Below are 22901 nucleotides of genomic sequence, written 5' to 3' on the forward strand. Positions count from 1 at the left end.
CTGACGGTGTGTACGAAGGCGCGGTCCAGGACCTGATCGACGAGCTCGGGCGACTGCCCGGGGTCGGTCCCAAGAGCGCCCAGCGCATCGCGTTCCACATCCTGTCGGCGGATCCGGCGGACGTCCGACGGCTGTCGGACGCGCTCACCGAGGTGAAGCTGCGGGTCCGGTTCTGCGAGATCTGCGGGAACGTCGCGCAGGAGCCGCAGTGCCGCATCTGCCGCGACCCGCGCCGCTCGCCGACGTCGATCTGCGTGGTCGAGGAGTCCAAGGACGTCGTCGCCATCGAGCGCACCCGGGAGTTCCGCGGCAAGTACCACGTGCTCGGCGGGGCCATCAACCCGATCGCCGGCGTCGGCCCGGACGACCTGCGCATCGCGGGCCTGATGACCCGCCTCGCCGACGGCACCGTCACCGAGGTCATCCTGGCCACGGACCCGAACGTCGAGGGCGAGGCGACGGCCACGTACCTGGCGCGGCTGCTGGTCCCGATGGGGCTGACGGTCAGCCGGCTGGCGTCGGGGCTGCCGGTGGGTGGGGATCTGGAGTACGCCGACGAGGTCACCCTCGGCCGGGCGTTCGAGGGCCGCCGACGGATCAGCGCGTAGGGAGAGCAAGATGACCAGAGCCGACGCCGACCTCCGCGACATCGCCGAGTCCGTCGCGACCGAGGCCCGCAGCTACCTGACGACGATCACCGAGGTCGCCTCGGGGGCGAACCCGGACGCGTCGTTGCCGTTGCTGCTGCTCGCGGTGAGCGACATGCTCGCGGCGGGTGCCCGGTTGGGTGCGACCACCGACGTCGTGCCGTCCGAGCGGTTCGAGCCGGACGTCGGACCGGACCCGGACGTCGAGCCGCTGCGGGCCAACCTGGCGAACGTGTTCGAGGGCATCGACGAGTACGCCGAGGTGGTCGACCCGCTCCTCGGCGTCGACGTCCAGCCCGCGAGCGTGTCGGGCGACCTGGTCGCGATCGCCGGTGCGCTGGCCCAGGGTCTGCGGCACTACGAGACCGGCGGCGTGCTCGAGGCCCTCTGGTGGTGGCAGTTCTCCTACCTGTCCGACTGGGGCGAGCGAGCGTCGAGCGTCCTGCGGACCCTGCAGACGATGCTGGCGCACCTGCGTCTGGACGTGGAGGACGACGTCGCCGCAGAGGCCGAGTACGACGCGCTGCAGCCCTGACCCCACCAGGCGACGCGCGGGCACAGTCGCAGAGGCCGAGTACGACGCCCTGCAGCCCTGACCCCACCAGGCGACGCGCGGGCACAGTCGCAGAGGCCGAGTACGACGCCCTGCAGCCCTGACGCTCGCGGTGCGGTGCAGTGTCAGCAGCCCACCCGGCTGCTCGCGATCACGACGTCGTCGAACCACAGCGTGTCGCTGCCTTCGCCGTAGCTCTCCCAGCCGAGCCGCAGGTCCGTCAGGCGCGGCGACCACGCCTTGGCCAACCACTGACCGTCGATGTCGTGCGTCGGCGTGCCGTCCACGATCAGGCCCCGGATGGCGTAGCCGTCGACCCGCGTGAGCATGCGACCCGTGCGGTCCACCTCGATCTCCACGCAGGCCCAGTACGACGCCGGCAGCGACGCGCTCAGCGCCACGCCCGCGGGGCTCTGCTCCGGGAGGGTGGCGTCGTCGGACGAGCGGTTCCACTGCAGCCGCCCGTTCTGGCCGCCCATCCGCAGGTCACGGTTGCCGTCGTTCGCGTCGTTCATCGCGAGGAACGTGGTGTGCGAGGTCGGCAGCTCGGTGGTGTGCCGGACGTAGAAGCGCACGTAGTACGTCTGCGACAGCCGGGTCAGGTCGGCCGCCGCCTGGGCGAACACGTGGTTGCAGTAGCCCGCGGCGCCGACGATCTTGAGCGAGCGGGTGCCGGAGTGCGCGACCGTGCTGTCGATCGAGGCGGTCCCGTTGCCCGAGCAGTCGGGATGCTGCACGGTCCACGGGCTGCTGGGCGTCGTGCCGGTCTGGGACTCGAGGCCGTCGCAGAAGAGCGCGGTGCCGCAGTCGGGGTCGCTCGGGACGGCGGGCGTCGGAGTCGCGGTGGGCGTGGGGGTGGGAGTGGGCGTGACGGTCTGCGTGGGCTGCGGCATCGTCGGCCAGTCGGTCGGAACCGGGGCGGAGGGCGTGACGGGCGCCGTGGTGGACGGTGCCGTGCCGTTACAGGCGACGCCGTTGAGGGCGAACGCGGCGGGCACGGTGTTGGAGCCTGCGTAGGTGCCCTGGAAGCCGAACGAGGTGCTGCCACCTGCCGGGATGTCGCCGTTCCACGCTGCGTTGGTCGCCGTGACGCTGGGGCCGTACTGGACGATCGTGGCGTTCCACCCCTGCGTCACGGTCTGGCCCGACGGGAAGAACCACGTGAGGGTCCACCCGTGCACGGCCTCGCCGGGGGTCACCCGGACGTCGGCGGTGAAGCCCCCGGGCCACGAGTTCGCGGTCCACGTGACCTTGCACCCGGTCGCGGCCTGCGCGGACAGCCCGACGACCGTCCCGACGACGGCGAGGACACAGGCGAGCAACAACGCGAGCGCGGCGCGGGGCAGTGACATGGTGGTTCCTCTCGGTCGCGCGCCCGAGCCCCCTGCGGTCAGGCGTCGCACCTGGCAGCGTGGTGGCCCGCGCGCCGCACCGGGAGGGCCCCAAACGCTTCACCATGAGCGGCGACGATCCGGCATCTGAAACTCGCTGCCCACCTGGTGGGCACGCACGTACACTCGCCCGGACCTGTCCCGAGCCCGCGAAAAGAGCTCTCCCGTGGCCCTGATCGTGCAGAAGTACGGCGGTTCCTCCGTCGCCGACGCCAGCAGCATCAAGCGCGTCGCCAAGCGCGTCGCCGAGGCGAAGCGCGCCGGTCACGACGTCGTCGTGGTGGTCAGCGCGATGGGCGACACCACGGACGAGCTCATCGACCTGGCGCGGCAGGTCACCCCGCTGCCGCCGCAGCGCGAGATGGACATCCTGCTGACCGCCGGCGAGCGCATCTCGATGTCGCTGCTCGCGATGGCCATCCACAACCTCGGCGTCGACGCCAAGTCGTTCACCGGGCAGCAGGCCGGGGTCATCACCGACGAGTCCTACGGCAAGGCGCGGATCATCGACGTCACGCCCAGCCGCATCCGGGACACCGTCGCGCGGGGCTCTGTCGCCATCGTCGCGGGGTTCCAGGGCGTCAACCCGTCCACCAACGACGTGACCACGCTCGGTCGCGGAGGCTCGGACACCACGGCGGTCGCGCTCGCCGCGTCGCTCAAGGCCGACGTGTGCGAGATCTACACGGACGTCGACGGCGTGTTCACCGCGGACCCGCGGATCGTGCCGACCGCCCGCAAGCTGGACCGGGTCAGCTACGACGAGATGCTCGAGCTCGCGGCCAGCGGCGCCAAGGTGCTGGTCCTGCGCTGCGTCGAGTACGCGCGCCGGTACGGGGTACCGATCCACGTGCGCTCGTCGTTCACCACTCATACGGGCACCTTCGTGACCGACCAGCCCGCCGCTGAAGGAGAGATTGTGGAACAGCCGATCATCGCCGGCGTCGCGCACGACCGCAGCGAGGCCAAGATCACGGTCGTCGGCGTGCCCGACGTGCCCGGCAAGGCGGCGCGCATCTTCGAGGTCGTCGCCAGCGCCGGCGTGAACATCGACATGATCGTGCAGAACGTCTCGGTCGCCGCGACGGGCCTGACGGACATCTCCTTCACGCTGCCCGCCACGGACGGCGCGGCCGCCACGGCGGCGCTCAGCGAGCACCAGCCCGACATCGGCTTCGCGTCGCTGCAGTACGACGACACCATCGGCAAGCTCTCGCTCATCGGCGCGGGCATGCGGTCGCACCCCGGGGTCTCGGCGCGGCTGTTCGCCGCGCTGTCGGACGCGGGCGTCAACATCGAGATGATCTCGACGTCGGAGATCCGGATCTCCGTGGTCACGCGTGCCGACTCGCTCGACGAGGCGGTCCGCGCGGTGCACACGGCGTTCGACCTGGACTCCACAGAAGACGAGGCCGTCGTGTACGGCGGGACGGGACGGTAGGGACATGGGACTGAACATCGCGGTGGTCGGTGCCACCGGCCAGGTCGGCAGCGTCATGCGCCGGCTGCTGGACGAGCGCGACTTCCCGGTCGCCTCGATCCGCTATTTCGCGTCGTCGCGCTCGGCGGGGACCACGCTGCCCTGGAAGGGCGCGGACGTGGTGGTCGAGGACATCGAGACCGCCGACCTCTCGGGCATCGACGTCGCTCTGTTCTCCGCGGGCGGCGCCGCCTCGAAGGTGCACGCCCCCCGGTTCGCCGCGGCCGGTGCGCTGGTCATCGACAACTCCTCGGCGTGGCGTCGAGACCCCGAGGTCCCGCTCATCGTCTCCGAGGTGAACCCGGGCGCGCTCGCGGGTGCCGTCAAGGGCATCATCGCCAACCCGAACTGCACCACCATGGCCGCGATGCCGGTGCTCAAGGTCCTGCACGACGAGGCGCAGCTGACGCGCCTGGTCGTCTCCACCTACCAGGCGGTCTCGGGCTCGGGGCTCGCCGGGGCCGACGAGCTGGACAGCCAGATCCGCGCGGCCGTCGAGCAGGACACGCTCGCGCTCGTGCACGACGGGTCCGCGGTGACGCTGCCCGCTCCCGTGAAGTACGTCCGGCCCATCGCGTTCGACGTCATCCCGCTGGCCGGTTCGATCGTGGAGGACGGGCTGAACGAGACCGACGAGGAGCAGAAGCTCCGGCACGAGTCGCGCAAGATCCTCGACATCCCCGGCCTGCTGGTGTCGGGCACGTGCGTGCGCGTCCCGGTGTTCACCGGGCACTCGCTGTCGATCAACGCCGAGTTCGCTCGTCCGCTGAGCCCCGAGCGTGCCGCCGAGCTGCTGGCCGACGCGCCGGGCGTGCAGCTGACCGACGTGCCGACGCCGCTGCAGGCCGCCGGGCAGGACCCGTCGTTCGTCGGCCGTCTGCGTCAGGACGAGGGCGTCGAGGGCGGTCGCGGCCTCGCGCTGTTCATCAGCAACGACAACCTCCGCAAGGGCGCCGCGCTGAACGCGGTCCAGATCGCGGAGCTCGTGGCGGCCCAGCGCCTCACCGCCGTCTGACACACCCACAACGTCCGCACTCGAGAGGGTTCCCACCCTCACGAGTGCGGACGTTGCTGTGTTCCCACCCGTTGCGTCCGCAGATTCGCGCGCCCTGGCGACCGGATGTGCGGACGCAACGGTGGTGACGTCGCGACGTCCGCGGATTCGCGCGTCCGGACGACCGGATGTGCGGACGCAGGGCGCGGTGAACCCCTTGTGCCGTGCCGGCGTTCTATGGTTAGTTGGTCAAGTAACGAACCACAGAACGGAGGCACGCGATGTTCGACGGGCGTGACCCCCTGTACGTGCAGATCGCCGACCAGATCCGGTCGGACGTGCTCACCGGAGCCCTGCGAGCGGAGGAACAGGTCATGTCGACCACGCAGTACGCGACGACGTTCCGCATCAACCCGGCGACCGCCGCCAAGGCGTTCACCGAGCTGGTCGACGAGGGCGTCCTCTACAAGCGCCGCGGCATCGGCATGTTCGTCGCCGAGGGCGCCCGTGAGCAGCTGCTCGCCCAGCGCCGGGCCTCGTTCTTCGCCGACGTCGTCGAGCCGATGCTCGAGCAGGCGCGCGTGCTGGGCATCGGCGTCGAGGAGATCGTCGAGCGGCTCCGCGAGAAGGAGGGACCGCGATGAGCGGCTTCGGCGTCGAGGTCCGGGACCTCACCGCCCGCTACGACGCGACCGTCGCTCTCGACTCGGTGTCGTTCACCATCCGCCCCGGTGTGATCACCGGGCTGCTCGGCCGCAACGGCTCGGGCAAGACCACCGCGCTGTCGGTGCTGGCGGCCTTCAAGCGCCGCGCCTCGGGCACGGTGCTCGTCGACGGGGAGGACCCGTGGGAGAACGAGCGGGTCCTGGCAGGCACGTGCCTGGTCCGCGAGAGCGGTGACGTCGCCCAGGACCAGAAGCTGAAGGACACCCTCGAGTTCCTGGCCGACCGGCGGCCGCTCTTCGACACCCAGCTCGCGGGTGCACTCATGGACCGGTTCGAGCTGGACCCCCTGAACCGGCCCGACCGGCTGTCGCGCGGCAAGCGCTCGGCGTTCGGCGTGGTGGTCGGCATCGCGAGCCGCACGCCGCTGACCCTGCTCGACGAGGTGCACCTGGGGATGGACGCTCCGTCGCGGTACGCGTTCTACGACGCGCTCCTGGCGGACTGGCTGGAGCACCCGCGCACGATCGTCCTGTCGAGCCACCTCATCGGGGAGATCGAGCGCCTGCTGGAGGACGTCGTGATGCTCGACCGGGGCGCCGTGCTGACGGTCTCGGACGCCGACACCCTGCGCTCCAGCGGCCTCACCGTCACGGGCCCGGCCCACGACGTGGCTGCGTTCGTCGCGGGCCGGGAGGTGGTCGCGCGTCAGCACCTGGGCCGCACCGCCCAGGCAACCCTCGTCGGACCGCGCGACGACGACGCGGCGCGCGCCCGGGCGGCCGGCCTGGAGCTGGGCCCCGTGGCGCTGCAGGACCTGTTCGTCCACCTGACCGACCGCGTCCCCACCCCGGAGGAGGCACGATGACCGTCGACGTCGCGCGGGCGCCGCGCGTGAGCTCGGTCCGCGCCACTGCCCAGTGGCTGCTGATGATGCACCTCTACCTCGCCATGTGGGCGTGGGCGATGGCGATCGTGGTGGTGACCCTCGCGATCGTCGTGATCAACACGGTCGGCGAGGTCCAGAACAGCGTCCTGTCGTTCGCCCGCCAGGGCGCGATCTGGTTCCCGTTCTCGGTCTTCATCGCGATCACCGCCGCCTACCTGCCGGTGCACATCGCCGCCGGGCTCACCCGTCGCAGCCTGGCGCGCGGGTCGATCCTCGCCGCCATCGGCACGGGCATCGCCTACGGGCTCGTGTACAACGGGCTCCTGCTGGTCGAGCGGGCGGTCTTCGGGGCGATGGGCTGGGAGTGGCGGGTCCTCGAGGGGATGTCGCCGGACACGGCCGACCCGCTCGCGATCGCCACGAGCACCACGCTGACCTTCGTCGTCGCCTACCTCTGCGGCCTGCTGGTCGGGATCACGTACATGCGGGCCGGTGGGTGGTGGGGAACCCTCGCCCTGCCGCTGACCGTCGGGCCGATCCTCGTCGTCTCGGTCCTGTTCGCCTACGAGTCCGGTCCGTTGGAGACGTCCGCCTGGTTCGGCAGCGACCAGGCGAGCCCCATCGCCGCGGCAGCCAGCCTGCTGATCATCGCCGTCCAGGCGTTCGCGTTCGACCGCCTCACCCGCGGCGTCGACGTCCCCCGCCGCACCACCTGACCCCAGAAGACCCGTTCCGGGACCCGGCACCCGCCGCTCCCGCGGCACCGCACACCCTCATGAGAGAAGGAGTGACCATGCCCGTCATCCAGGTCGAGCACCTGCACAAGCGCTACGGCGACACCGTCGCCGTCGACGACGTCAGCCTCGAGGTCCACCGCGGCGAGATCTTCGGCGTGCTGGGTCGCAACGGGGCCGGCAAGACCACCACCGTCGAGATCATCGGCGGCCTCCGGCAGGCCGACTCCGGAACTGTCACCGTCCTCGGGCTCGACCCGGTCCGGGACCGCAGCCGGCTCCGGGAGGTCGTCGGTCTCCAGCTCCAGGAGAGCCAGCTCCAGCCGAAGCTCGGTGTGCGGGAGGCCCTCGACCTGTACGCGTCGTTCTACCCGGACCCGGCCGACCCGGCGCAGCTGCTCGACGAGCTGGGGCTGACCGACCGGGCCGACGCGCGGTTCGAGCAGCTGTCGGGTGGCCAGAAGCAGCGGCTGTCGGTCGCGCTCGCGCTCGTCGGCAACCCGCAGGTCGCCATCCTCGACGAGCTCACCACGGGCCTCGACCCGCACGCGCGCCGGGACACCTGGGACGTGGTGGAACGCATCCGCGACCGGGGCGTGACGATCGTGCTGGTCACGCACCTCATGGAGGAGGCCGAGCGGCTGTGCGACCGCATCGCGCTGATCGACGCCGGTCGCGTCGTGGCGACGGGGACGCCGGGGGAGCTGGTCGCGCGGGCGACCGCCGAGCAGGTGCTGCGGTTCCGCCCGTCGGCTCCGGTGCCCGTCGGGCTCCTGGAGACCATCGCCACCGTCACGCACACGGACGACGGCACCATCGAGGCCCGCGGCCGGGACAACGTCGTGCAGGACGTCCTGGTCGCACTGGCCCAGCACGGCATCCGCCCCGAGAACCTGCGCCTCGAGCAGAGCTCGCTGGAGGACGCCTTCGTCGCACTCACCAGCAATGTGGAGGTCTGAGCCATGTCCAGCACCAGCACCAGTGCCCTGACCCGCCTCACCGTCGTCGAGTCCCGCCTGTTCCTCCGGGAGCCGTCCGGTGCGTTCTTCGCGATCCTGTTCCCCGCCGTCCTGCTCACCGTGCTCGGCCTGGTGATGCCCTGGGCGGACCAGCCCTTCGACGTCACGGACCCGGTCCTGTCGCAGGTCAACGGCATCACCGGCTACGCGCCGACGGTCCTGGCGCTCGCGGTCGCCACGGTGGCGCTGTCCAGCTTCCCGACGACCATCGGCAACTACCGCGGCCGCGGCGTGCTCAAGCGGCTGTCCACCACCCCCGTCCCGCCGTCGCGCATCCTCGTCGCGCAGGTGCTGGTGAACCTCGGCGCGCTGCTGGTCGCGGCGGTGCTCATGTACGTGCTCGGCGCCGCGGTCGTGGGCGTGGCCGCGCCCGCGGACCCGCTGGTCCTGCTCCTCGCGCTCGTGATGACCGTGCTCGCGGCGTTCGCGGTCGGCTCCGTGATCGCGGCCCTCGCGCCGACGGCGGCCGCGGCCACGGCCTGGGGGATGAGCGTGTACTTCGCCTCGCTGTTCTTCGCGGGGGTCTGGCTCCCGCTGCCGCTGATGCCCGACGTGATCCAGACGATCGCCGGGTACACGCCGCTGGGGGCGGGCAGCGAGGCGCTCGCCGCCGCGTGGTGGGGGCAGCCGTTCCCGACCACGTCGTTGCTGGTCATGGCGGTGTGGACCGTTATCGGGGTGCCGGTGGCGGCCCGCCTGTTCCGGTGGTCGTGACGGCCATGTGGTCGCGCTCCCACTCGAATCGTTTAGGAGTCTGGACGCTGGCTGTGGACCGCCGGAAAGTGGGCGCCGACCCGGCCGCTCTCTGCCCGGAGACCCGCGCCGCTGCGGGCCGAACCGGCATCGACGGTCAGTTCCTTCGTGCACCTCCGTCACCGCTCCCACGCGCCTGCGCGTGGGAGCGCCGGGACGTGCCCGCGGCGTCGCGGGACGTGCCCGACAGCCAGAAAGGTACGAATGATGTCCTCATCGACCCGACGGCGATCTGCCTGGGTGGCCACGGCCACCCTGAGCGCAGCATCGCTGCTGGCCATCTGCGGGGTCTCCCCCGCGATGGCCGCCCCGGCGCCCGCGACGCTCGTCGTCCCGGCCGCCGCCCCCGTGAAGGCCGCCGTGGCCGACGGTGAGTACGCGCAGCGCTTCCTCACCCAGTACGAGAAGATCAAGAACCCCGCCAACGGCTACTTCAGCGCGCAGGGGATCCCGTACCACTCCGTCGAGACCCTCATCGTCGAGGCCCCCGACTACGGCCACGCGACGACGTCGGAGGCCTACTCCTTCTGGATCTGGCTCGAGGCGCTGTACGGCCAGACCACGGGCGACTGGGCACCGCTGAACAACGCCTGGGACACCATGGAGAAGTACATGATCCCCCAGTCGGTGGACCAGCCGACGAACTCGTTCTACAACCCGAACTCACCCGCGACGTACGCCTCGGAGTACGACCACCCGAGCAAGTATCCGAGCCAGCTCAGCAGCGGCGTGACGGTCGGCAAGGACCCGATCGCCAACGAGCTGAAGTCCACGTACGGCACGTCGGACATCTACCAGATGCACTGGCTCGCGGACGTCGACAACAAGTACGGCTTCGGCGCGACCCCCGGGGCGGGCTGCGAGCTCGGCCCGACCGCGACCGGCTCGTCCTTCATCAACACGTTCCAGCGCGGCGAGCAGGAGTCGGTCTGGGAGACCGTCCCGCAGCCCAGCTGCGAGGAGTTCAAGTACGGCGGCAAGAACGGGTTCCTCGACCTGTTCACGGGTGATGCCTCCTACTCGAAGCAGTGGAAGTACACCTCGGCGTCCGACGCCGACGCGCGTGCCGTCGAGGCGGTCTACTGGGCCAACAAGTGGGCCACCGAGCAGGGCAAGCAGGCCGACGTCGCCTCCGTCGTCGCGAAGGCCGCCAAGATGGGCGACTACCTGCGATACACGCTGTTCGACAAGTACTTCAAGACGATCGGCTGCACGTCGCCGAGCTGCCCCGCGGGCACCGGCAAGGACAGTGCGCACTACCTGCTGTCCTGGTACCTGGCGTGGGGCGGCGCGCTCGACACCAGCGCCGGCTGGGCATGGCGCGTCAGCTCGTCGCACGCGCACATGGGCTACCAGAACCCGCTCGCCGCGTACGCACTGTCGACGGACTCGGCCCTGACGCCGAAGTCGTCGAGTGCCAAGAGCGACTGGGCGGCCTCGCTCGAGCGTCAGCTCGAGTTCTACACCTGGCTGCAGGCCCCCCAGGGCGGCATCGCCGGTGGCGCGACCAACAGCTGGGGCGGCGCCTATGCGACGCCGCCGAGCGGCACGCCCACGTTCTACGGCATGGGCTACACCGAGGCGCCCGTCTACAACGACCCGCCGTCGAACCAGTGGTTCGGCATGCAGGCGTGGGGCGTCCAGCGCGTCGCCGAGCTGTACTACGCCTCGGGCAACGCGCAGGCCAAGAAGGTCCTCGACAAGTGGGTCCCCTGGGTCGTCGCGAACATCTCGACGGACGGCGCCAACTGGAAGGTTCCGTCGGAGCTGACCTGGACCGGCAAGCCGGACACCTGGAACAAGGCCAACCCGGGTGCCAACTCCGGCCTCTCGGTCTCGGTCAAGAGCTACGGCCAGGACGTCGGCGTCGCCGGCGACACCGCCCGTGCGCTGCTCTTCTACGCCGCCAAGTCGGGCGACACCGCGTCGCGTGACAAGGCCAAGGCGCTGCTCGACGCCATCTGGGCCTCCAACCAGGACGACCTGGGTGTCGGCACCGTCGAGACCCGTGGGGACTTCCTGCGGTTCGACGACACGTACGTCGCCGGCGGCAACGGTATCTATATCCCCTCCGGCTGGACGGGCACGATGCCCAACGGCGACGTGATCAAGCCGGGCGTCTCGTTCCTGGACATCCGCTCCTGGTACAAGAACGACCCCGCGTGGCCGAAGATGCAGACGGCCCTGGCCACGGGTGTGGCGCCGCAGTTCACGTTCCACCGGTTCTGGGCGCAGACCGCCATCGCGGGTGCGCTCGCCGACTACGCGCGGCTGTTCGAGGGCACCACGCCTCCGCCGGTCGACACCACGGCGCCGTCGGTCCCGACGGGTCTGCTCGCCGGCACCACGACGTCGACGTCGGCCACGATCTCGTGGACGGCCTCGACGGACAACACCGGTGGCTCGGGTGTGGCCGGGTACGACATCTACCGCGGCACGACGCTGGTCGGCACCTCGACCACCACGTCGTTCACGGAGACCGGTCTGACCCCGTCCACGGCGTACTCGTACACCGTGCGGTCCAAGGACGTCGCGGGCAACGTGTCCGCCGCGTCGTCGGCCCTGTCGGTCACCACCCGGGCCACGCCGTCCGACACGACCGCGCCGAGCGTCCCCACGGGCCTCGTCGCGAGCGCTGTCACCCAGAACAGCCTCACGCTGTCCTGGTCGGCCTCGACCGACAACAGCGGCGGCTCCGGCATGGCCGGGTACGACGTGTACCGGGGCACGACGCGCGTCGGCTCCACCACGACGACGTCGTACTCGGACACCGGCCTGACGGCCAACACGGCGTACTCGTACACCGTTCGGGCCAAGGACGTGGCGGGCAACATCTCCGCCGCGTCGTCGGCCCTGTCGGTGACCACCCTGCCGGGGACGACGCAGGACACGATCGCCCCGTCGGTGCCCTCCGGCCTCGTCGCGACGACCGTCACCCAGACCAGTGTCGCCCTCACGTGGACCGCGTCCACGGACACGGGTGGCTCGGGCCTGGCCGGCTACGACGTCTACCGGGGCACGACGAAGGTCGGCACACCGACCTCCGCGTCGTACACCGACAGCGGTCTCACGGCGGCGACGGCGTACCAGTACACGGTCCGGGCACGGGACGTCGCGGGCAACGTGTCCGCCGCGTCGTCGGCCCTCTCGGTGACGACCCAGCCGAGCACGCCGACCAGCTCCTGCAAGGTGACCTACAACGCCAGCAGCTGGAACACGGGCTTCACGGCCTCCGTCAAGGTGACCAACACGGGCACGTCGGCGCTGAACGGCTGGACCCTCGGGTTCTCGTTCGCCAACGGCCAGAAGGTCACCCAGGGCTGGAGCGCCGACTGGTCGCAGTCCGGCACGGCGGTCACGGCGAAGAACGCCGCCTGGAACGGCACCCTCGGTGCCGGTCAGACCGCGGACATCGGGTTCAACGGCTCCCACACGGGGACCAACACCAACCCGACCGCGTTCACGCTGAACGGTGCCACCTGCACCATCGGCTAACCGCATGACGACGGGCCGGTCCTCCGCGGAGGGCCGGCCCGTTCGCGCGGGGTAGGGCAGACCCCACCCCTCCCTCGTGGGTGGTCAGGCTGTCTGCGGGTCGGCCCCGAGCCCTAGCGTCACTGTCATGACCTCACCGACACCTCCGGGCAGCGTGTCCGACGACCTCCGGGTCGTCGCCCCGGCCTTCGTCGACCTGCGGGCCCTCGCTGCGGCCCCCGTGTCGGTGGCGACCTGGCGCGGCATCTCCCAGGTCGTCATCGGCTCCTTCGTCCTGCTGTTCGCCTTCATCGCGCTCACGGTCGCGGTCTCGCTGTCGCTGAGCCTGCTCATCCTGTTCGTGGGCATCCCGATGCTCGTCGCCACGCTCTGGCTCTGCCGCCCCTTCGCGCAGCTCGAGCGGGCCCGGCTGCACGCCCAGCTCGACGTGGACATCCCCGCACCCCGCTACCCGCACCGGCAGGGCATGTGGGCCTCCTGGGGCGGCGTGCTGGCCGACAGCCGGACCTGGGCGCACGTGGCGTACATCCTGGTCGCGGGGCTGATCCTGACGGTCCAGAGCGTCGTGGTGAGCGTCGCCGGCGGGTTCGCGATCGGCGGCCTCGTCTACCCGGTCGTGGCCCTCGCCAACGGCGTCACCCACCCGCCTGTCCCGCTGATCCTCATGATCCCGGGAGCCATCCTGCTCGTGTGGGTGACGGCCCTGCTCACGCAGGCCGGCTCGCTCGCGATGGTCCGCACGGCGCGGGCGCTCGTCGGGGCGTCGGCCCGGGCCGAGGCGGTCGAGGCCGCGCGGCAGGCCCAGGCACGGGCTGCGCAGGCCGAGGGCCGTGCGCTCCAGCTCACCGAGACGCGCACGGCCGCGGTCGGGGCGGCCGACGAGGAGCGTCGGCGCATCGAGCGCGACCTGCACGACGGCGCCCAGCAGCGACTGGTGGCTCTCGGCGTCGAGCTGGGCGCCGCCCGCCGCAAGGCGTCGAGCGACCCCGAGGCGTCCGCAGCCCTGGAGCACGCGCACCGCGAGGTCAAGGAGACGCTCGCCGAGCTGCGCGACCTCGTCCGGGGCATCCACCCGGCCGTCCTCACCGACCGCGGGCTCGACGCCGCGCTGTCCGCCCTCGCGGCCCGCAGCCCCGTCCCGGTGCGTGTCGACGTCCCCGACCCACCCTCGCTGAACCGCGCCAGCACGTCCGCGCAGGCCGCCGCGTACTTCGTCGTCGCCGAGGCCCTGACCAACGCCGCCAAGCACGCGTCGGCGACCGCCGTCACCGTGCAGGCGGGGGTCACCCCGGCCGGCACGTTGCGCCTGGTGATCGCCGACGACGGTCGCGGGGGAGCAGCTGCGACGCCCGGCAGCGGGCTCGACGGACTGCGCAGCCGTGTCGCCGCCCTGGACGGCACGTTCGACCTGGACAGCCCGGCCGGAGCCGGCACACGAGTGACTGTGGAGGTGCCGTGCGCATCGTGATCGCGGAGGACTCGGTCCTCCTGCTCGACGGCCTCACGCGGCTGCTCGTCGCCGAGGGGCACGACGTCACCGGCTACACCACCGCCGACGAGGTCGTCGCCGCCCTGGGTCCGTCCGCCGCGGTGCCCGACATCCTGGTCACCGACGTCCGGATGCCCCCGTCGCACACCGACGAGGGCCTGCGGGCCGCGGTGCACCTGCGCAGCCTGCACCCGCGGCTGCCCGTGCTGGTCCTGTCGCAGTACGTGGAGCAGCGGTACGCCCGGGAGCTCTTCGCCGGTGACGTGCGCGGCCTCGGCTACGTGCTCAAGGACCGTGTGGCGGACGTGGACGAGTTCCTCGACGCCCTCGGCCGGGTGGCCGGCGGCGGCACGGTGATCGACCCCGAGGTCGTCGCCCAGATCCTCGCCCGGACCCGCCGGTCCGGCCTCGAGACCCTCACCCCGCGCGAGCGGGACGTGCTCGGCCTCATGGCGGAGGGCCGCTCCAACGCGGCGATCGCCGACCGTCTCGTCGTCGGCCTCCCGGCCGTCGAGAAGCACGTGACCTCCATCCTCACCAAGCTCGACCTCCCGCAGGCCGCCGACGACCACCGCCGTGTGCTCGCCGTGCTGCGCTGGCTGGAGCACGAACCCACGAACGGAGAACGACCATGACCAGCACCCTGGAACGGCCGGTCGACGCCCCCAGCCCCGCCCCGCGCGGCCCGGGTGCCCGTGCGCTGACGTGGGCCGGAGCGATCGTCGGAGGTGTCCTGCTGCTGTCCGGCGCCTACAGCGCGGTCGATCTGCTCGTGATGGGCTCCGACGACGCGACGACGACGTCCGAGCGGGCCTCGTACGACGCCGCGCCCTTGGTCGAGATCGTCGCCGACGGGCACGTCACCGTCACCACGGGCGGTGACCGCGTCGACGTCGAGCGCACCGCCAGCACGGTGCTCGCGTCCGCGCGCTACCGCACGGACGTGTCCGCGGACCGCCTGCTGGTCAGCTACCGGTGCGACTGGTGGCGGCCCGGGTTCTGCTCGGCGTCGCTCGACGTGACGGTTCCCGACGGCACCGCCGTGCTCGTGCGCGCCAACGACGGCTCCGTGACCGCCACGTCGCTGCGCGGCGCGCTCGACGTGCGCGTCAGCGACGGGGAGACCGACGTGTCCGACATCGCCGGGGACGTCACCGTCCGCACCGCCGACGGCCGCACCAGCGTCAGCGACGTCCGGGGCTCCGTCTCCGTCAGCGCCGCCGACGGCGAGATCACCGTCTCCGACGTCTCCGGCACGGTCACCACCCGGTCCAGCGACGGGCGCACGGAGATCGCCCGCTCCCGCAGCGACATCGACGCCCACGCGAGCGACGGCGACGTCACCGTGTACGGCACGGGGGAGCCGGTCGCGCTCGACATCTCGACGAACGACGGTGGTCAGACGATCGAGGGTCCGGTCGACCCGACGTCGTCGGTGCACGTCCGGATCCGCACCAGCGACGGCCACGCGGCCTACCTGGGTCCGCGCGGCTGATCCCACGAGAGAGGCCCCTGATCAGCAGATCTGCTGATCAGGGGCCTTTCTCGTCTGTCGGGGTGGCGCTGAGACCGACCGCGACCGGGGTGACTTCGGCGTGAGCTGTTACTGCGGCTCGTCGGTGGCTGCGACGCCTCTGACCGTGGCTGTCCACAGGGCGACCTGTTTGTCGGCGTCGAACCTCGTCGGGGTGTCGTGCTCCCACAGCCGAGTCTCGCCGTAAGCCGTGTAGGCGCTTCCATCAGGGCGCCGGATGACGAGAACAGTCCTCGGATAGTCGTCGACGACCGTGATGCTCCAACCGATGTCGACCAGATCGAGGTTCACGTCCCGAGCAAGTGCGGTCTGGGCGGCAGCTGCCAGGAGGTGGGTACCGGGTTCACTTCGTTCGATCGCGTAGGCGAGCGCCGCGCTGTGGGGGTCGTCGTCGACGTCGTCAGCCGCCCAGCTCTCGGCCAGCCTTCGCAGGGTCGCCAGGAGTGCCGGGTCGGCCAGCTCAGCAGCCGCCTCGATGTCCAGCAGACAGATCGTTGGCTGCTCGTCGTCGAGGCGGTGTCGTAGCGCCGACAGAGCACGCGCGTCGCCTCGGCGAGCCAGGCCCAGGACCGCTTCGAATCGAGTGTCGCCCCCGTCGTCCTCGAGTCGGTCCGCCAGGGCGTTCCTGATCACGTCGTCGTCGATCGTGCTCTGAACTCCGAGGCCGAACGTGGCCCAGTCGCGCACGCCGGGGTCGACGTCACGCGTCAACGTGACCAACGCGGCGACGGCCTCTGCGGACAGGTCGTCCCCCGCGAACATGCCGGGCAGCAAGCGAGCGACGGTCTCGCGCACCTCAGGGGCGTCGTCGTCGGCGTAGGACAGGAGCTCGGGCACCCACGCGGGGTCCTCGGCGCTGCCGATCGCCGAGACCATCTCCTGGCGCGTGTCGGCGACGCTCTCGGATCGCGCCGCGCGGACGAGAGCAGGCATCACCTGGTCGCCGAAGGGACGGCCCTGCTCGTAGCCGAGCTCACCCAGCACCCACGCGGCAGCCTCTCGGCGCCACGGGTTCGGGTCAGTCAGGGCAGGCAGCGTCCACTCGAGCACGACGCTCTCACCGCGCTGCTGCAAGAGATGGACCAAGCGCCCCGCGGCGTCGTCGTCGAACTCGTCGTCGGGCTGATCGCCGAGAGCGAGCAGCTGGGTCCAGGCGCTCCTGCTGTCCACTGTCCCTCGTTCCGCGAGATCCCTGCGTGACCACCGGATCGCCGGGACGCGACCCGGGTATGCGAAGGCCCCTGGCAGCGTCTCCGCTGGCCAGGGGCCTTCTCCACAGTGTCGGGGTGGCGGGATTCGAACCCACGACCTCTTCGTCCCGAACGAAGCGCGCTACCAAGCTGCGCCACACCCCGTGGAGCCTGGTAAGGATAGCCGACGACCAGGGGTGGAACGAAACTGGATCAGGGCGCGACGAGTGTGAGCAGGGTCGCTTCGGGTCGGCACGCGAACCGCACCGGGGCGTACGGCGACGTGCCGAGCCCCGCGGACACGTGCATCCACGTCGAGCCCGCGCCGCCGGACTGGTCCGGACGCGGCCCCGGCCAGCCGTGAAGGCCCTTGGCGCGGCGCGTGTCGAGGTCGCAGTTGGTCACCAGGGCGCCCCAGAGCGGGAGTGCCAGCTGGCCGCCGTGGGTGTGGCCGGCGATCGCCAGGTCGACGTCGTCCGCGTGCATCGCGTCGAGGACCCGGCGGTACGGCGCGTGCGTGATGCCGAGGTGCAGGTCGACAGGCGCCGAGCCGGTACGGGCGTCGTCGTCGCCGGCTGCCGCCGGGAAGCGGTCGCGGTCGAGGTGCGCGTCGTCCGTGCCGACGAGCGACAGCACGCGGCCGTCGACCTTGAGCACGTCACGGCGGTTGGTGAGGTCGATCCAGCCGGCCGACCGGAACCGGGAGGTGAGCTCGCGCCACGGCAGCTCGGGGGGGCGCCGCGCAGGGCCTCGCCGGGCGTCCGGCAGCAGGTACCGGGCGGGGTTCTTGGGCGAGGGAGCGACGTAGTCGTTGGACCCCAGCACGAACGCCCCGGGGACCGCGAGGTGCGGCTCCAGGGCCTCGAGCAGGGCCGGCATCGCGTCGAGGTGCGCCCAGTTGTCGCCCGTGTCGACCACCATGTGCGGGTCCAGCGAGGCCAGGTCCTTGACCCAGTCGACCTTCTTGCGCTGGCCGGGCGTCAGGTGCAGGTCGGAGATGTGCAGGATCCGCAGGGGGTCCTGACCGGCGGGGAGCACCGGCACGGTGACCTGCCGCAGCGTGTACCAGCGCACCTCGACCAGCGAGGCGTACGCGAGCGCGCCCGCACCGGCGAGCGCGAGCGCTCCCGCGGTGCGGGCGACGCCGGACGTCGTGCCTCCCACTACGGCCTGCCGCCGCCGCCGCCACCGCCGCCACCGCCGCCGCCGCCGTTCCCGCCGCCGTTCCCGGGCCACCCGGGCAGGCCGGGCAGGGTCGGGTCGGTCGGTGCGGGCGGCTGGCCGTTCGACAGCGTGAGGATGATCGCCGTGCCGCGGGTCGCCGTGCCGGCCGGGTTCTGCGAGGCCACCGTGCCCGCCGGGAACGGCGAGGCCACCTGCGCCGGGTCGATCGTGGCGTTGAAGCCGGCCTGCGTGAGGATCGCGCGGGCGTCAGCCTCGGACCTGCCGACGACCGACGGCACGGGCACCTTCTCGCCGAAGACGAGCTTGTCGTCGGGAGCGGCGAAGTCCGGGTTCGAGACGCCCTCGAGCGCCTGGGTGGTGAACCTCTTCCAGGTCGGCGCTGCGATGGTCGACCCGAACGCGTTCTTGACGTACTTGCCCGCGATCCACATGTTCTGCACCGGGGCCGGCGCCTGCGAGAAGCCGACCCACACGGCGGTCGCCAGCAGCGGCGTGTACCCGACGAACCAGGTGTCCTCGTTGTGCGTCGTGGTGCCCGTCTTGCCTGCCGACGGGAACGCGGGTGCGCCGACCGACTTGGCGGTGCCCTTCCACACGTTGCTCAGGGCGTAGTTCATCGTGTTGGCGTACTTCGGCTCGATCGCCTGCGCGCAGTTGGCCTGCGGGATCGGCAGCTCGACGCCGTCGGCGTCCCGGACGCTGACGATCGCGATCGGCGTGCAGTAGACGCCGCCCGACGCGAACGCCGCGAAGGCCGCAGCCATGGACAGCGGCGCCACCGAGTCGGTGCCGATGACGTTCGACGGGTTGAGCGACGGGGTGCTGGTGCCGTCCCGCTTGGGCTTGGCCGTGTGCATGCCCAGGGCCTCGGCGCCCTTCATGATGTTGCACATGTCGAGCTGCGTGGCCATGGTCAGGTAGGCGAGGTTGACGGAGTTCTGCGTGGCGTTCGCCACCGACATCATGCCGGCGCCGCCCTCGGAGTTCCCGACCGGCCACGGGACGTTCCCGCCCTTGGAGCCGCACGTGACGAACATGTTCTCGTTCATCGTGCGCTCGGTGCCGTTGACCTGGTCGTTCAGGCTGTGGCCCTGCTTGAGCCACTCGAGCAGGGTGAACGGCTTGAACGTCGAACCCGGGGCGAACCCGCCCGAGCCGCCGTACGCGCCGTCGGTGTTGAAGTTGACGGACTCCTCGCGCGTCCCGGGCGTGGCCGCCGCGGCGTAGGTCCGGTTCTGGGCCATCGACAGGATCTTGCCGGTGCCGGGCTGCACGGTGACGATCGCGGTGGCCACACCCGACGGGTCGTCCACCGGGATGCCGGCCTTGACCTCGGCGTCGGCCAGCCCCTGCAGCCGCGGGTCGAGCGTCGTGGTGATCGTGAGGCCGCCACGGTAGAGCAGCCCGATCCGCTCGTCGCGCGTGGCACCGAAGGCGGGGTCGTTGGCGATGACCTTGGTGACGAAGTCACAGAAGTAGCCGGAGCCGGCGATCACGTCACCAGCCGCCATGCAGCCCTGCTTCAGCGGCGTGACGTGCATGGTGTCCGCGAGCGGGGTGGCGACACCGGCGGTGTACTCCGCGTCGGTGATGAAGCCCTGGTCGTGCATCTTGGACAGCACGCTGTCCCGGCGGGTCTGCGAGGCCTCGGGGTTGAGGACCGGGTCCCACTTGGTCGGGCTCTGGGTGACACCGGCGATCGTGGCGGCCTCGATGTAGTTGAGGTCCCGCGCCGGCTTGCTGAAGTAGTACTGCGCGGCGGACTCCGCCCCGTAGACCGACGCCCCGAAGGGCGCGATGTTCAGGTACTTCTCGAGGATCTCCTGCTTCGACATCCGCTTCTCGAGCGCGATCGCGAGCTTCGCCTCGCGCAGCTTGCGCGCGTACCCCTCGGTGCCGCTCGCGCCGCGGGCGGCCTGGAGAGCCTGGAGCTTCTCGGCCTCGGTCTCCTTGCTGAGCGCGTCGTCGATCAGGACGTTCTTGATGTACTGCTGGGTGAGCGTCGACGCGCCCTCCTGGCCGCCGTCCTCGTCCGTCTGGTTCTTGACGAACGCGCGGAGCATGCCGGTGGGGTCGACGCCCACGTGCTGGTAGAAGCGCTTGTCCTCCGTCGCGACCACGGCGTTCTGCAGCAGGGGCGAGATCTCGGCGAGCGGGACCACCACGCGGTTCTGCGTGTAGAACGTCGCCATCAGGGTGCCGTCCACGGCCAGGATGACCGACTTCTCGGGCAGCGGCTTCTCTGCGAGCTCGGTCGGCAGGTCGTCGAAGGCGGTGACCGTCAGGTCGGTCACGCCGTTGGCGACGGCGACTCCGGGCAGGACGAGACCGGCGGCGAGCACCCCCGACACACCCGCGACGAGCGCGAAGGTGAGCAGGAGGGCCACCGCCTGGAAGACGTTGACCTGTCGGCCGCGCTGGCGCGCAGGGTTCGGCATGCCGTCAGGGTAGTCGGACGCCCTGTCACGGCCCGAGCGGAACGGCTCCCGGCACCCCGACCTGCACGGGACCTGCACATCAACGCTGGACGCCTTCTGACCCGGTCACACGTCCATCTGACGATATGACCCGAACGGAGTCTCGCCACGGAGGTGCTCCTACCAGTAGTTTCCCGGCAGGACACGGGTGCGGATGCCACGGCACGCCCCCGTCGGCGTGCTCGGGAGGATGAGTGACCACACTCGCGCAGGACGCGCACTGGACAGCGCTCGCAGCGTGCGGGACCGGCAAGCTCGCACCCGACGCGCTCTTCGTCGAGGGCGCTGCCCAGCGTGAGGCGCGCACGGTGTGCACCGGCTGCCCCGTCCGGCTGGCCTGCCTCGCCGACGCCCTCGACAACCGCATGGACTTCGGGGTCTGGGGCGGCATGACCGAGCGCGAACGACGGGCACTGCTCCGCCGGCGCCCCGAGGTGCGGTCCTGGCGCAACGAGCTCGTCGGGACGGACGTCGTCGACGCCTTGTGAGAGCGCTCCGACGTCGTGGAGGGCCCTAGGGTGAGCCCCATGGCAACGACGTGGGAGTACGCGACCATTCCGCTCATCATTCACGCCACGAAGGCGATCCTCGACCAGTGGGGAGCCGACGGCTGGGAGCTCGTCCAGGTGATCCAGGGACCCGACGCCGGCCTCGTGGCGTACCTCAAGCGGCCCAAGGAGTCCTGATGGGCGCCGCCGCGCGGCTCGCCGACCTGGGGCTGGAACTGCCCCAGGTGGCCCTGCCCCTCGCGGCGTACGTGCCGGCCGTCCGGTCCGGCGCCTACGTCTACACCTCGGGCCAGCTGCCGCTCGTGGCCGGCGCGCTGCCGGCCACCGGCAAGGTCGGCGTCGGGGACGGTCTGGTCTCCCCGGACGACGCGGCCGGGTACGCCCGGACGTGCGCGCTGAACGCGCTCGCTGCGGTCGCCGCGGTGGTCGCCGCCGAGGGTGGTCCGCAGGGCGCCGACGCGCTCGACCGGATCGTGCACGTCACCAAGGTCGTCGGCTTCGTCGCCAGTGACCCGGCGTTCACCGGTCAGCCCTCGGTCGTCAACGGCGCCAGCCTGCTGCTGCACGCCGTCCTGGGTGACGCAGGCGTGCACGCGCGGTCGGCCGTGGGCGTGGCCGTGCTGCCGATGGACGCCCCGGTCGAGGTCGAGATCGTCGTCGAGCTGGCCTGAGCCCGTCGGGGCCTAGCGGGCCCGGCGCTCCAGGCGCTCGACGTCGAGCAGCACGACCGCGCGGCCCTCCCGGCGCACCCAGCCGCGGGCGGCGAAGTCGGCCAGCGCCTTGTTGACGGTCTCGCGCGACGCGCCGACGAGCTGCGCGAGCTCCTCCTGCGTGAGGTCGTGCGCGACGCGGATGCCCTCGTCGACCTTCTCGCCGAAGCGGGTCGACAGGTCCAGCAGCGCCTTGGCGACGCGACCGGGCACGTCCGAGAACACCAGGTCGGCGAGCGCCTCGTTGGTCCGGCGCAGCCGTCGGGCGAGCGCCTGGAGCAGGTGCTGCGCCACGGCCGGCTTGTCCTGGAGCCAGCGGATCAGGTCGCTGTGCCCGAGCTCGAGCACCACGGCGTCGGCGACGACGGTCGCCGTGGCCGTGCGGGGGCCGGGGTCGAAGAGGCTCAGCTCGCCGAACATCTCGCCCGGTCCGAGGACGGCCAGCAGGTTCTCGCGGCCGTCGTTCGAGCGGCGGCCGAGCTTGATCTTGCCCTCGCGCACGACGTAGAGCCGGTCGCCGGGCTCACCCTCCTGGAACAGGGCGTCGCCGCGCGCGATCTCGATCGGCTTCATCGTCGCGACGAGCGTCTCGGACGCCTCCGGGTCGAGCCCGGCGAACAGCGGCGCCGACAGCACGATGTCGTCCTCCACGGGGACACCTCACCTCTCTGGCCGCACCCGGTTCATCCCGGTGGCGGCAACGTTCACGATGGAGACGGTCGGACCGGCCGCTGGTCAGCGGCCTGATCCGCACTCAGTCTGCCCCATGGTGGGTGTCATCCGCGGCCCAGAGGCTCCCCGAGGCCGGCGACGACGATGCCGGGGTCGGCCGCGAGGCGGGTGATGAGCCGGTCCGTGGCCCGCGTCAGGGCGTCCTCCACGCCGGCGGCGTAGGTCGAGAGCTGCTCGTCGAGGGCCTTCAGCTCGCCCAGACGGTCGATCGCCTCGGTGCTGACGTCGAGCACGGCGGCGAGGGCGGCAGGACGCGGGACGTCGAGGCCCACGTCGAGCGGGAGCTGGAACGCCATCTCCTCGCCGAGCGTCTGCGGGCGGGCGGCCAGCGCGACCGCCAGGTCGAGGCGGGCGCGGACGAGCCGACGCCACCAGGCGACCCGGGCGCGCTCGGCACGCAGCGCGCGCCGGTCGAGGCGGAGATCATTGACCCGTTGCTCGACGGGTGACGTCATGG

The 22901-nt window shown here is 71.5% G+C and carries 22 protein-coding genes and 1 tRNA gene; 16 read left to right on the top strand and 7 right to left on the bottom strand.

Features of this window, described 5'->3' with window-relative positions:
* The first annotated feature begins 8 nt into the window (after positions 1 to 8).
* Together recR and J2X26_RS19850 are read left to right on the top strand one after the other, a co-directional pair.
* Positions 9 to 608, top strand: a complete 600-nt coding sequence (recR, locus tag J2X26_RS19845) for a recombination mediator RecR (RefSeq protein ID WP_146846750.1) — start codon at positions 9 to 11, stop codon at positions 606 to 608.
* Between the two features lie 10 nt (positions 609 to 618).
* The gene (locus tag J2X26_RS19850) at positions 619 to 1182 is read left to right on the top strand and encodes a DUF5063 domain-containing protein (RefSeq protein ID WP_307494434.1); all 564 of its coding nucleotides are present in this window, start codon (positions 619 to 621) and stop codon (positions 1180 to 1182) included.
* Between the two features lie 143 nt (positions 1183 to 1325).
* Here J2X26_RS19850 and J2X26_RS19855 read toward each other — a convergent pair whose 3' ends face one another.
* Entirely contained in the window at positions 1326 to 2552 is a 1227-nt protein-coding gene (locus tag J2X26_RS19855; protein WP_307494435.1) for a cellulose-binding domain-containing protein, read from the bottom strand.
* Positions 2553 to 2757: 205 nt separating this feature from the next.
* Here J2X26_RS19855 and J2X26_RS19860 point away from each other — a divergent pair, with 205 nt between their 5' ends.
* From J2X26_RS19860 to J2X26_RS19910, 11 genes are all read left to right on the top strand, one after another.
* The gene (locus J2X26_RS19860) at positions 2758 to 4032 is read left to right on the top strand and encodes an aspartate kinase (RefSeq protein ID WP_307494436.1); all 1275 of its coding nucleotides are present in this window, start codon (positions 2758 to 2760) and stop codon (positions 4030 to 4032) included.
* 4 nt (positions 4033 to 4036) lie between these two features.
* Positions 4037 to 5086, top strand: coding sequence for an aspartate-semialdehyde dehydrogenase (locus J2X26_RS19865; RefSeq protein WP_307494437.1), 1050 nt, complete (start codon positions 4037 to 4039; stop codon positions 5084 to 5086).
* 260 nt (positions 5087 to 5346) lie between these two features.
* Positions 5347 to 5709, top strand: coding sequence for a GntR family transcriptional regulator (locus J2X26_RS19870; protein WP_056025858.1), 363 nt, complete (start codon positions 5347 to 5349; stop codon positions 5707 to 5709).
* Positions 5706 to 6596: an ATP-binding cassette domain-containing protein gene (locus J2X26_RS19875; RefSeq protein ID WP_307494438.1), complete on the top strand. Its 891-nt coding sequence runs from the start codon at positions 5706 to 5708 to the stop codon at positions 6594 to 6596. Before J2X26_RS19870 ends, J2X26_RS19875 begins: the two co-directional genes overlap by 4 nt.
* On the top strand, positions 6593 to 7333 hold the full coding sequence (locus J2X26_RS19880) for a hypothetical protein (protein WP_307494439.1): 741 nt from the start codon (positions 6593 to 6595) through the stop codon (positions 7331 to 7333). The genes J2X26_RS19875 and J2X26_RS19880 overlap by 4 nt, the downstream gene beginning before the upstream one ends.
* Before the next feature lie 77 nt (positions 7334 to 7410).
* A complete protein-coding gene (locus J2X26_RS19885) occupies positions 7411 to 8310 on the top strand; it encodes an ABC transporter ATP-binding protein (RefSeq protein ID WP_307494440.1) in 900 nt (299 codons plus the stop codon).
* Between the two features lie 3 nt (positions 8311 to 8313).
* A complete protein-coding gene (locus J2X26_RS19890; RefSeq protein WP_307494441.1) occupies positions 8314 to 9084 on the top strand; it encodes an ABC transporter permease in 771 nt (256 codons plus the stop codon).
* A 246-nt stretch (positions 9085 to 9330) separates the two neighbouring features.
* Positions 9331 to 12618, top strand: coding sequence for a glycoside hydrolase family 48 protein (locus tag J2X26_RS19895; RefSeq protein WP_307494442.1), 3288 nt, complete (start codon positions 9331 to 9333; stop codon positions 12616 to 12618).
* Between the two features lie 127 nt (positions 12619 to 12745).
* Complete coding sequence (locus J2X26_RS19900; protein WP_307494443.1) at positions 12746 to 14086, top strand: sensor histidine kinase; 1341 nt, start codon at positions 12746 to 12748, stop codon at positions 14084 to 14086.
* Complete coding sequence (locus J2X26_RS19905) at positions 14074 to 14742, top strand: response regulator (protein ID WP_055918957.1); 669 nt, start codon at positions 14074 to 14076, stop codon at positions 14740 to 14742. Before J2X26_RS19900 ends, J2X26_RS19905 begins: the two co-directional genes overlap by 13 nt.
* Positions 14739 to 15602 (top strand): DUF4097 family beta strand repeat-containing protein, encoded by an 864-nt coding sequence (locus tag J2X26_RS19910; protein WP_307494444.1) that lies wholly within the window; start codon positions 14739 to 14741, stop codon positions 15600 to 15602. The genes J2X26_RS19905 and J2X26_RS19910 overlap by 4 nt, the downstream gene beginning before the upstream one ends.
* A 108-nt stretch (positions 15603 to 15710) precedes the next feature.
* Here the strand turns inward: J2X26_RS19910 and J2X26_RS19915 are convergent, their stop codons facing one another.
* From J2X26_RS19915 to J2X26_RS19930, 4 genes are all read right to left on the bottom strand, one after another.
* Positions 15711 to 16811 carry a HEAT repeat domain-containing protein gene (locus tag J2X26_RS19915; RefSeq protein WP_307494445.1) on the bottom strand — a complete coding sequence of 367 codons (1101 nt, stop codon included), beginning with the start codon at positions 16809 to 16811 and terminating at the stop codon, positions 15711 to 15713.
* A 111-nt stretch (positions 16812 to 16922) separates the two neighbouring features.
* Positions 16923 to 16996 (bottom strand) — tRNA-Pro (locus tag J2X26_RS19920).
* 48 nt (positions 16997 to 17044) lie between these two features.
* The gene (locus J2X26_RS19925) at positions 17045 to 17995 is read right to left on the bottom strand and encodes a metallophosphoesterase (RefSeq protein ID WP_307494446.1); all 951 of its coding nucleotides are present in this window, start codon (positions 17993 to 17995) and stop codon (positions 17045 to 17047) included.
* Positions 17995 to 20454, bottom strand: coding sequence for a penicillin-binding protein (locus J2X26_RS19930; RefSeq protein WP_307494447.1), 2460 nt, complete (start codon positions 20452 to 20454; stop codon positions 17995 to 17997). The genes J2X26_RS19925 and J2X26_RS19930 overlap by 1 nt, the downstream gene beginning before the upstream one ends.
* 233 nt (positions 20455 to 20687) lie before the next feature.
* On the opposite strand from J2X26_RS19930, the gene J2X26_RS19935 reads away from it, so the two are divergent.
* The 3 genes from J2X26_RS19935 to J2X26_RS19945 are packed head-to-tail and all read left to right on the top strand — an operon-like array spanning position 20688 to position 21673.
* On the top strand, positions 20688 to 20981 hold the full coding sequence (locus J2X26_RS19935; RefSeq protein ID WP_307494448.1) for a WhiB family transcriptional regulator: 294 nt from the start codon (positions 20688 to 20690) through the stop codon (positions 20979 to 20981).
* A gap of 39 nt (positions 20982 to 21020) precedes the next feature.
* Complete coding sequence (locus tag J2X26_RS19940; RefSeq protein WP_146847999.1) at positions 21021 to 21179, top strand: DUF4177 domain-containing protein; 159 nt, start codon at positions 21021 to 21023, stop codon at positions 21177 to 21179.
* Complete coding sequence (locus J2X26_RS19945; protein WP_307494449.1) at positions 21179 to 21673, top strand: RidA family protein; 495 nt, start codon at positions 21179 to 21181, stop codon at positions 21671 to 21673. Before J2X26_RS19940 ends, J2X26_RS19945 begins: the two co-directional genes overlap by 1 nt.
* Positions 21674 to 21685: 12 nt before the next feature.
* Here J2X26_RS19945 and J2X26_RS19950 read toward each other — a convergent pair whose 3' ends face one another.
* Positions 21686 to 22363 carry a Crp/Fnr family transcriptional regulator gene (locus J2X26_RS19950; RefSeq protein WP_307494450.1) on the bottom strand — a complete coding sequence of 226 codons (678 nt, stop codon included), beginning with the start codon at positions 22361 to 22363 and terminating at the stop codon, positions 21686 to 21688.
* 125 nt (positions 22364 to 22488) lie between these two features.
* Positions 22489 to 22899, bottom strand: coding sequence for a hypothetical protein (locus J2X26_RS19955; RefSeq protein ID WP_307494451.1), 411 nt, complete (start codon positions 22897 to 22899; stop codon positions 22489 to 22491).
* Positions 22900 to 22901 lie beyond the last annotated feature (2 nt).

The organism is Cellulomonas humilata, assembly GCF_030814415.1.
Lineage (GTDB): Bacteria > Actinomycetota > Actinomycetes > Actinomycetales > Cellulomonadaceae > Cellulomonas > Cellulomonas humilata_A.

Coding starts and splice junctions, on each gene's coding strand:
- J2X26_RS19850 (WP_307494434.1), top strand. CDS start 619: ATGACCAGAGCCGACGCCGACCTCCGCGACATCGCCGAGTCCGTCGCG.
- J2X26_RS19895 (WP_307494442.1), top strand. CDS start 9,331: ATGTCCTCATCGACCCGACGGCGATCTGCCTGGGTGGCCACGGCCACC.
- J2X26_RS19890 (WP_307494441.1), top strand. CDS start 8,314: ATGTCCAGCACCAGCACCAGTGCCCTGACCCGCCTCACCGTCGTCGAG.
- J2X26_RS19955 (WP_307494451.1), bottom strand. CDS start 22,899: ATGACGTCACCCGTCGAGCAACGGGTCAATGATCTCCGCCTCGACCGG.
- J2X26_RS19910 (WP_307494444.1), top strand. CDS start 14,739: ATGACCAGCACCCTGGAACGGCCGGTCGACGCCCCCAGCCCCGCCCCG.
- J2X26_RS19930 (WP_307494447.1), bottom strand. CDS start 20,454: ATGCCGAACCCTGCGCGCCAGCGCGGCCGACAGGTCAACGTCTTCCAG.
- J2X26_RS19870 (WP_056025858.1), top strand. CDS start 5,347: ATGTTCGACGGGCGTGACCCCCTGTACGTGCAGATCGCCGACCAGATC.
- J2X26_RS19880 (WP_307494439.1), top strand. CDS start 6,593: ATGACCGTCGACGTCGCGCGGGCGCCGCGCGTGAGCTCGGTCCGCGCC.
- J2X26_RS19940 (WP_146847999.1), top strand. CDS start 21,021: ATGGCAACGACGTGGGAGTACGCGACCATTCCGCTCATCATTCACGCC.
- J2X26_RS19900 (WP_307494443.1), top strand. CDS start 12,746: ATGACCTCACCGACACCTCCGGGCAGCGTGTCCGACGACCTCCGGGTC.
- J2X26_RS19875 (WP_307494438.1), top strand. CDS start 5,706: ATGAGCGGCTTCGGCGTCGAGGTCCGGGACCTCACCGCCCGCTACGAC.
- J2X26_RS19885 (WP_307494440.1), top strand. CDS start 7,411: ATGCCCGTCATCCAGGTCGAGCACCTGCACAAGCGCTACGGCGACACC.
- J2X26_RS19945 (WP_307494449.1), top strand. CDS start 21,179: ATGGGCGCCGCCGCGCGGCTCGCCGACCTGGGGCTGGAACTGCCCCAG.
- J2X26_RS19865 (WP_307494437.1), top strand. CDS start 4,037: ATGGGACTGAACATCGCGGTGGTCGGTGCCACCGGCCAGGTCGGCAGC.
- J2X26_RS19855 (WP_307494435.1), bottom strand. CDS start 2,552: ATGTCACTGCCCCGCGCCGCGCTCGCGTTGTTGCTCGCCTGTGTCCTC.